The organism is Leptothoe sp. LEGE 181152 (assembly GCF_032906605.1).
GTDB lineage: Bacteria > Cyanobacteriota > Cyanobacteriia > Phormidesmidales > Phormidesmidaceae > Leptothoe > Leptothoe turfae.
Genome location: NZ_JASATU010000064.1, coordinates 1 through 7,907 on the forward strand (window position 1 = coordinate 1; position 7,907 = coordinate 7,907).

General features: G+C 43.0%; 11 protein-coding genes and 1 pseudogene. 2 read left to right on the forward strand and 10 right to left on the reverse strand.

The window, feature by feature from the left end; all coding sequences use genetic code 11:
* The coding region (locus tag QGP82_RS29145) for a DUF5372 family protein (RefSeq protein WP_499061773.1) at positions 1-87 on the reverse strand (87 nt) is incomplete at its 3' end.
* 35 nt (positions 88-122) lie between these two features.
* On the opposite strand from QGP82_RS29145, the pseudogene ltrA reads away from it, so the two are divergent.
* Positions 123-1,145 (forward strand): annotated as a pseudogene (gene ltrA / locus QGP82_RS29150) (group II intron reverse transcriptase/maturase); the annotation flags it as partial.
* Positions 1,145-1,315 (forward strand): hypothetical protein, encoded by a 171-nt coding sequence (locus tag QGP82_RS29155; protein ID WP_499061767.1) that lies wholly within the window; start codon positions 1,145-1,147, stop codon positions 1,313-1,315. The pseudogene ltrA and the gene QGP82_RS29155, both read left to right, overlap by 1 nt.
* Here QGP82_RS29155 and QGP82_RS29160 read toward each other — a convergent pair.
* From QGP82_RS29160 to QGP82_RS29200, 9 genes are all read right to left on the reverse strand, one after another.
* Complete coding sequence (locus QGP82_RS29160; RefSeq protein ID WP_499061768.1) at positions 1,312-1,791, reverse strand: GNAT family N-acetyltransferase; 480 nt, start codon at positions 1,789-1,791, stop codon at positions 1,312-1,314. The two genes, QGP82_RS29155 and QGP82_RS29160, sit on opposite strands and share 4 nt — an antisense overlap.
* 215 nt (positions 1,792-2,006) lie before the next feature.
* Positions 2,007-2,471 (reverse strand): type II toxin-antitoxin system VapC family toxin, encoded by a 465-nt coding sequence (locus QGP82_RS29165; RefSeq protein ID WP_499061769.1) that lies wholly within the window; start codon positions 2,469-2,471, stop codon positions 2,007-2,009.
* Positions 2,471-2,713 (reverse strand): hypothetical protein, encoded by a 243-nt coding sequence (locus QGP82_RS29170; RefSeq protein WP_163671783.1) that lies wholly within the window; start codon positions 2,711-2,713, stop codon positions 2,471-2,473. Before QGP82_RS29170 ends, QGP82_RS29165 begins: the two co-directional genes overlap by 1 nt.
* A gap of 150 nt (positions 2,714-2,863) precedes the next feature.
* Positions 2,864-3,397: a hypothetical protein gene (locus QGP82_RS29175; RefSeq protein WP_499061770.1), complete on the reverse strand. Its 534-nt coding sequence runs from the start codon at positions 3,395-3,397 to the stop codon at positions 2,864-2,866.
* Between the two features lie 272 nt (positions 3,398-3,669).
* Complete coding sequence (locus QGP82_RS29180; protein ID WP_499061771.1) at positions 3,670-4,563, reverse strand: hypothetical protein; 894 nt, start codon at positions 4,561-4,563, stop codon at positions 3,670-3,672.
* Positions 4,564-4,980: 417 nt separating this feature from the next.
* A complete protein-coding gene (locus QGP82_RS29185) occupies positions 4,981-5,388 on the reverse strand; it encodes a hypothetical protein (protein ID WP_163665684.1) in 408 nt (135 codons plus the stop codon).
* Between the two features lies 1 nt (position 5,389).
* Entirely contained in the window at positions 5,390-5,605 is a 216-nt protein-coding gene (locus tag QGP82_RS29190) for a hypothetical protein (RefSeq protein ID WP_163665682.1), read from the reverse strand.
* A gap of 103 nt (positions 5,606-5,708) precedes the next feature.
* A complete protein-coding gene (locus tag QGP82_RS29195) occupies positions 5,709-6,350 on the reverse strand; it encodes a hypothetical protein (protein ID WP_163665680.1) in 642 nt (213 codons plus the stop codon).
* Positions 6,351-6,466: 116 nt separating this feature from the next.
* The gene (locus QGP82_RS29200; protein WP_499061772.1) at positions 6,467-7,435 is read right to left on the reverse strand and encodes a hypothetical protein; all 969 of its coding nucleotides are present in this window, start codon (positions 7,433-7,435) and stop codon (positions 6,467-6,469) included.
* Between the last annotated feature and the right edge of the window lie 472 nt (positions 7,436-7,907).

The window sequence follows — 7,907 nt, forward strand, 5'->3', positions numbered from 1 at the left end:
TTGGTTTGAGACCCTACGAGTTTTCAGAACTTCAAAGGTTTGACCCGAGTAGGGATGAAATGGATGGGTAATGGTGACACATCCCAAATCCAGGTTGAGATGATGTGCAGTTCGATCTAATCGTGCCTTGTGTTGTAGACCGGGTAATCCAGCAAGCTATTCTCCAGGTGCTAACGCCAATCTTTGACCCTGGCTTTTCAGAGTCAAGTTTTGGGAGTCGTCCTCAGCGCTCTGCTCATGGAGCAATCAAGCAGATAAAAGGCTACCTCAAAGCGGGATATCGCATCGCCGTAGATTTGGACGTGGAGAAATTTTTCGACACGGTCCAGCACGACGTTCTGATGGCTCGGGTGTCACGGAAAGTGCGCGACAAAGTGCTCTTGAAACTGATAGGCCGCTATCTGCGAGCAGGCGTAATGGTGGATGGCATCATCCAGTCAACCGATTAGGGTACCCCTCAAGGATCTCCCCTTTCACCGTTGCTCGCCAACATATTGTTGGATGATCTCGACCAGGAACTGGAGAAACGAGGCCACCGCTTTGTTCGGTATATGGATGACCTGGTGATTCTGGTCAAAAGTATGCGAGCGGGAAAGTGGGTAATGGCTAAGATCAGCCAATATCTCACCCAAACGCTGAGGCTGAAGGTGAACCGGCAAAAGTCACAGGTGGTGAATGTCCATGCCTTGGAATATCTTGGCGTTAAGTTCAAGGGAATCCGGGTGTATTGGTCAGATAAAGCCTTTGCAGACTTCAAACACCGACTGAAGGGATTAACAGCCCGCAGTTGGAGAGTCTCAATGGAATACTGCTTGGAGCGCATAAACCAGTATCTGCGAGGCTGGATGGGCTATTTTGGCATCTCACAATATTATCACCCGATACCAGAGCTAGACGGCTGGTTGCGACGGCGCATCCGGATGTGTTACTGGAAACAGTGGCGCAGACCGCGTACTCGCATCAGCAAGCTTTTGGCCCTCGGGACAGATGAGCGTCATGCGATTTTGACGGGCATTAGCCGACGAGGCTATTGGCATTTGTCGAGAACGTTGGCGACGCAAACTGGGATGACCAATACGTGGTTAGCACAACAGGGATTGTTGTCGATACGTGACTTGTGGAGGAAAGCCCAGGGCTACGTTTGATGACACAGGTTAGTGTTTGCTCCGTGATGCTGAACCGCCCGGTGCGGACCCGCATGCCGGGTGGTGTGGGAGGGGGGATTCGTGAGGATTCTCCCTATCCGATTATGCGGCGATCGCAATTGATTAGCTCAAAAACAAAGCATACATTGAGACTTACATCTGTAACTTAGAGCTTCTTGAAGTATCTAGCGACTGGCCACAATTTGAAGCCCACCTTCTCATAGGTGTGGCGGGCCGGGGCATGACCGGGATCACCTCCAGTATCAACCATAGCAATAGACATCCCCGCATCTTTCATCCAATCAAGAGCGCGTTCTATCAGAGCGGCACCAATGCCGTGACCTTGAAAGTCTGGATCGACGGCGACCATGTAGACTTCACCCATGCTGTCCTCTGAGTGTAGTTTCACGGCTACGAAACCCACTGTAGAATCTGTATCGATAGCAACCCATACATTTGTGTCTTCTGCAGCGCAGACACCCTCGACAGCCTCCTGCTGGCTCACACGCCAATTATCGGAATAGAACGCCCGGTACACATCAGTATTCAGCGATTTCTGAATCGAATCAAAGACCGGAGTCCATGCCCGAAGCGAAAGACGAATAACACTATCAAGGTAGCAGGGGGCGTATGGTTCAATTCGCATTCCCATATGAACTCCAGTTAACTCTGTAAACCTCAATAAATATACTACAATATACTACAAAATCTAGTAGCTTGGCCCTGAATGCTTACAGATAACTTTTAGGCTACCTTCACTGAATTACAAGCAGCATAACGGCGAAGTTCAACGGCGTTAGTAACTTTAGCCTTTTATCAATTGCTAACACTCCGCTGTTGCAACGCAGTGTTAACTGGCGTTTATTCAGTTTTAGTTGCTTCCTCAAGTACTTGCTGGGGATGCACAATCGAAATGCCTGGAACCCCTGAAAAATCATCTGGGTTCAGCGTTAGGATGTGACCAATATCAGAAGTCAGCATTACAGCCATAATACGGACATCATGAGTCCGTTTACCTTTGATTTGGTTATCAGTAACAAGAGCGAACCAACTTGAGAAAATCTGAGAGGTTTCATCTGCCATGGGAAAACGGTTCAACAGTTGCTCAATAACATCATGCGTTTGTTCAACTGACCATCCCAATCCGTTCACATCTACTGGACGTGTTGCGACAACCCACAACTCAATCAAAACCTGTGCTGTTAGATAGCACTCGTTGCCCTGGAACAATAAAATAGCTACAGCTTCAGTGGCTAGATCATGTTGAGAATCAGATGGATTACTGAACCGTAGAACAACATTGGTATCTAGCAAGTATCTAGTCATTATTCGTAAATATTGCCACGGTCAAACGCCTCATCTGATAGTGTGACGCTTGTTTTAGGCAGTTGAGCTACCCATCTACGGAAATTGTCGGCACGTTCGACAGGCGTTGCACGTTGCCAAAATGGCATTGACTGTGCAAGTTGCTGAGCCTGAGCTTTGACGGAATTGATAAAGTCAGCGATCTTCCTTAGTTGGCTGTCATTGAGCTTATCAATTTCCTGCTTAAGGTTTTCCCGCAGCATGATGTTAGATCTGAATACCATAACTGTAAAGATCATAGCTGATCTGAGCTTTCACTGTTTAAATAAGTAAAAATACTCTAAAAGCTACACGAACCGATGTTCCCTTACAAAGGTAGTATACCAAAGCTTCAATGGGCTGCTGCATGGTTTTCACCAAACAACAATAGATTTATGGTCAAACAACTCTTCTATAGGCCCATTGTGCTCCGGAGTGAGAATACATTTGCTATTTAATGTTCCCTCTCTAATCTGTTCAGTAAAAGCCACGATCCTTTCCCAGGTAGTGATATGTTGCTCATCGGATACTGTCTTCGGGAAATGTAGGTTATTCCAGAACACCATTTCGACATCATGTGACTGGTTTGGTCCATCCACCCAAATGTAAAAGCACATATCGCCTGCTTTCATAAATGAACCGCGTATTGCATGTTGGATAAGGTTATCTGGATCGACACTGAGCTTTTCCAGCGCAACTGAAGTTAGAGGCACAGGTGTTTCAATGTGCTCATTGGCAATACAAATAATCTCAGGGTTATTTACAAAATTTTGAATTACTTCTATGGAATGGTGTAGGGAGTCACTTCCAAGTGAAGTGATAAACACCTCTGTCGCTGCTCCGTCCCATGGCAGCAGGATAAACTTCGCTTTCGGCCATAATTGCTTGGCTAGTTCTACGTGTTGCATTATGCGCTTTGTATGCCAGCTAACGGTTTGGCTGAGCGGCTGTAAGTAGCCTATGCATAGTAATAGGATTTTGGGAATAAGTCCGCTCCAGCCGAATTGTTAGGTGCTGATGGTGGCACCTGAAATGCTCAAGTGTAGCGTTTCCACGCTAGCTTCCTGAACGCTACTGCTTAGAAGGTCTACGCAATAATTTAATATAAAATTTCTCAAGGATATTACATCTAGAAAAGTGCTTGGAAACGCCTATAATTTCAAATAAAAATGCTTCAAACCTATTGATGAGTGACATGAAGAACAGTGCCTTCTCTTATGCGAAAAGGCACCATAACGGTACAATTATTGCTTGTGACTTCAGCTACACCCTTACGCCATAAATCAATCCAAACTAACCTGTAATGCTCACTTACTTTCCCATCCAGTGATACATCGTACTCAATCATTTCACTCTCACGGTAGCTTCTACCTTGGCGCTTTTCAATTTCAGCGCGAATAGTTGTTCCCAAAATATCTGGGATACCTAGGTTAAGACTACCACTCACAAAATTACCTTGCTCAATTTCAACAGTATGCTCGATTGTTCGAGATCGTTTAACATTAATGCTTACACCTGATGGTATGCTCACTTCTTCTGCAGCAGCTTGAACTTCTTCAAGATCAGGTTCTAAATCGACTATCCTTGGAATTTGCTGTGATTTATCGCCCGGAAAAATCACAGTATTATTTTCTGTGGTGATGTTGCTTAATTCTGTGGATTTAAAGGAATTGGCAACTCGTTGGCCAATAGAGAAAGCCTCTGAGGGCATATTCGCAATTTTTTCACCAACAGCCTTCCATTCTACAACCTGCTTTCTCCTCAAATAGGGTCGGAGTCCAAGGAACTGGTGTAATCCAGGTAAGCCTGTGATCAAGAACACTGTTTCATAAGGTTTAAAGTCAATTTCTATGGTGTCACTCACCTTATCTGCTGCTGATATATAAACAGGATGTTTTCCTGCTGACACTCTAAACTCTTTTGCCCGAAAAAGAGTTTCCCATCTGGATAATACACCTACGCGGACTGAACCAACATAAATGGTAAATTGAGATTTTAGGGTAGGTGATTGTTCTATTACAACTTTTAATATAGTTTGATCTACTTCACTATTTTGCATCGAAACACTATTCATGACTCAGAAATATATTGGTTGCATTTGTTAGTCAAGCATTTTTGATTGGTATGCTTTTAGAAAGCATATGGGTGGAGTGCCTGTCAAACTGAATGCCATAATTGCTCTTACACATCAAACTTGGATCAGAATATCGAATGTGGATGCTACTTTTTGCTGTATGAGTTTTCCACCTCGGGAGTTCATGATGCTCATATATTAACTGGAACTACGTAGCATGCCATTTATCCCGTGACAACCCGTAATAGAAGCTTCCATGACAATGCTTAGCCAATCACACCCCAAATAATTCTCACAAAACTTTTGTACCCTTAGATACCGCCTGAGTTCGCCTAACGCTAAGGTGAGCGGCGGTCAGTATTTTTGCATCAATCCCTAGATTACTCATTCCGTCCGCTCCTGCGCAGGGTTAGACGGCTAGTCGGCTTTTGGATTGACATCAAACTCCATCTTCGAGCGATAGAAGCACACATCAAATTCCATAAAAAAGTTGGTTTGACCGAGAATAACTGGAATGTTTTCAGTTCTGGCCCAGGCAAAGGCTAACCGTGCAGAACCACAACCTTCGACATCTGCCATAGCAAAAAGGGGCATAGCTGGTTGACCTCCTAAATTGCCTGCCAGTTGAATCACAGCTTTTCGATCATCCCAAGTCGCTCCCAGCTCAAGTCCGACTTCATAAGGCAAAACATTGACTGTAGCGCCGCTGTCTACTAATCCAACTACCTCTACGCTGCGATTTTGATAATTGAGGACTAGTGGGATACGAGGCAGACTATCAAACTCATTTTGGGATGAGTCAGTCGTTGAATATCGGAAGCGCATGTTACTGTTCTAGTGGCTCAGTAGCAGACATGGTCTGCATAAGAATAGCCCCTGCGCCAAAGGCATTGTAAGGGGTAGGTAAAAAGTAGGTCTTGAAGGGTTCGAACGGTGAAATCTTCATGCCACTACAGAGATCATCTGCTAAAAGCCTTACTAGCTCTAGCTTTTCTGACTCTGGCAACTGCCTAAGTGTAGGTAAAATATCCGCTAAAGTCATACACAAGCCTCAATGGATTAGCCTATACTTCTAGAATAGTTTAGCTGAAGCAAATCGGCATTGCTTTTGCTATTGAGTCACCTAATTTTTGGAGTGCTCACTTTCATTGACGCAGTTTTGGCAGAACTGTCTTTTCTAATTTATCTGCAATGCGAACGTATGCCAGCAAAGGATTACCTAATCCGAAGGGTAGTGCCTTAATAATGTCTCTATCAATGCGATAAACCCTAGACCCAATTCGGAAAATAACATCTCGATCCTCACGTGCTTTTACACGTTCTCTTAAGCGTCCAATCTCTTCACTGATAGAACTGTCGCCAACTTGTTCATCTAGTAGAACTAATTCTCTATCCAGATTTTCAAGTTCATCCAAAATCCTTGTAGCATCACGTTCTAAGCTATCTATCCGATCTAAAGCAGCTTGTCGCCTTGACTCAAGTTTTATAATTTCCGCAAGTCTCGAGCGTTCTACTTCTAAAACTTGAATCTTCTCTTCCTGAGTTTTTGCCTGCTCTATCAATCTTTCAATTTCTGGAACTTTAGCAAGCTGTTGAATAATTTCGCCATCAGAACGACTAATTGCGTACCCCAGCAAGGCTAAGCCAGTAGGAGCCGCAGTAGCCGAGGCGATACCAAACCAAACGACGAAACGATTATCTTTGCCAGAACGAATCCCAAGGTAAACGGTTCCAGTAATCAGGCCAGTTGCAACTAATGCTGCAAGAATTTTCTTTATCGAAATCATTGAGATGAAGTGCAACTTCAGGTGGGAAGGCGAGACGACTAACGTGGAGCTGAGCGGCGGCCAATAATCTTTGCTTCAATGTCCAGATTGTGAATTCCGTCCGCTCCTGCGTCAGGTTATGCAGCAGCTATAAATATTGGTGCACCATATAAAACTCTACGGAAACTTTCAGTACGTTTTTTAGTTGAATCTGCATTAAGGTACTTGAATCCAGTTTTATCAATTACTCTGTAAAGAATCTGAATCTTTTGTGGCGGTCCAACAATCGCCCCAGCTTGAGTTAGGTATTTGAAAAAATCACTCTCATTATAGATATACAAATTGACTCCAATCTCAGAAATCAAATCCAGGTTAAGAGAAGTTTGGTCAATTTCACCTTTTCTATCTTCTAAAGACAATTTTATAAGCCATTTAGGATACAAATCAGGAATCCCTCTTCTTGATCGTTTGCCTAGTTCAGAAAATATCATTTCTGCAGAATTATTTTCTCTGTTAGATTCCTCTAGAAAAATTGCTGTCGAAGAAAATGTAGGTGCAGGTCCAACTGAGTAACCGATAAAAAAGTAGACCCAAAGAGATATGTCTTTTTGTTTACTCTCAGACCGAGATGGGATTAAAACTCTTCTTAAGCTGCAGTTAACTAAATGAAACTTCTTGTCATTTGCTGGTGCATAACTATTCAAACGCTCTTTTTTATTGTTGGCAGTAATTTCATAAGCCTGCATCTCCTCATCTGTTCCAGTATAACTTGCACTCGGAAATGCCATGTTGAATATGGTTTTGCTAGTATAGAAAAAATCTGTATCTGCTAAACCAAGCGTAAGATAATCATAAAATTCAGCCTCATCAAACTCAAATAAGAAATTCCCTTTTCTCAGGTACTCTAGGAGATTTGAAACTTTTTCATGGGTTGTAAAAGGTCTTGGAAATCTACTCTGAGTGACTTCGCTTCCTAGATTAGTTAAGCCTACTCCGCCTTTCCAAGTTGGGACCTTATCATAAGCTATTGGGGACTCTGAAATTTGCTCAAAATAAGAGTCAAGCCGCTTATGGTCGATATAGATATATTCAATCAGAGGCTCCATAGTAGTAAGGCTATTTGGTAACTTTAAGATTTGGTTGTAAGGACTTCAGACCGGATAATAATCTTATTAGTAATATCTGACAGTCACTTAAGTAAAAGCTGTATTTTCATGATGCTTAAAATATCACGGCTCACTATCATCTAAATGTTTAATTGATTTTTTCGGGATCAAACGAAAAAGACTTGCCAGAAAATGACTTACCGCTAACCATTACAAATGGCTTCAGACGATTTTCTGAATTTATTCCTTTAGAATTTAACAATGTTTTTATTCTTTCAAGCTTTATCGGATAAATTCTTGACTTTTTAGGCGGAATATCACTTGGAATTTCATACCAATAATCAGGTAATTGCTCAACCCGGTTTAAAAAGAGAGAGTCCAGGTGAGAGAGCTATCTGAATAGCCTTGAGAGCGGATAGTCCTTGACGTTTACCGGTATTGACAACTGAGCGTACCGCAGCCAATAAATCTC

Excerpts from the sequence above, each read along its gene's own strand:
- QGP82_RS29155 (WP_499061767.1), top strand. The coding sequence starts at position 1,145 with ATGACACAGGTTAGTGTTTGCTCCGTGATGCTGAACCGCCCGGTGCGG.
- QGP82_RS29160 (WP_499061768.1), bottom strand. The coding sequence starts at position 1,791 with ATGCGAATTGAACCATACGCCCCCTGCTACCTTGATAGTGTTATTCGT.
- QGP82_RS29165 (WP_499061769.1), bottom strand. The coding sequence starts at position 2,471 with ATGACTAGATACTTGCTAGATACCAATGTTGTTCTACGGTTCAGTAAT.
- QGP82_RS29170 (WP_163671783.1), bottom strand. The coding sequence starts at position 2,713 with ATGCTGCGGGAAAACCTTAAGCAGGAAATTGATAAGCTCAATGACAGC.
- QGP82_RS29175 (WP_499061770.1), bottom strand. The coding sequence starts at position 3,397 with ATGCAACACGTAGAACTAGCCAAGCAATTATGGCCGAAAGCGAAGTTT.
- QGP82_RS29180 (WP_499061771.1), bottom strand. The coding sequence starts at position 4,563 with ATGAATAGTGTTTCGATGCAAAATAGTGAAGTAGATCAAACTATATTA.
- QGP82_RS29185 (WP_163665684.1), bottom strand. The coding sequence starts at position 5,388 with ATGCGCTTCCGATATTCAACGACTGACTCATCCCAAAATGAGTTTGAT.
- QGP82_RS29190 (WP_163665682.1), bottom strand. The coding sequence starts at position 5,605 with ATGACTTTAGCGGATATTTTACCTACACTTAGGCAGTTGCCAGAGTCA.
- QGP82_RS29195 (WP_163665680.1), bottom strand. The coding sequence starts at position 6,350 with ATGATTTCGATAAAGAAAATTCTTGCAGCATTAGTTGCAACTGGCCTG.
- QGP82_RS29200 (WP_499061772.1), bottom strand. The coding sequence starts at position 7,435 with ATGGAGCCTCTGATTGAATATATCTATATCGACCATAAGCGGCTTGAC.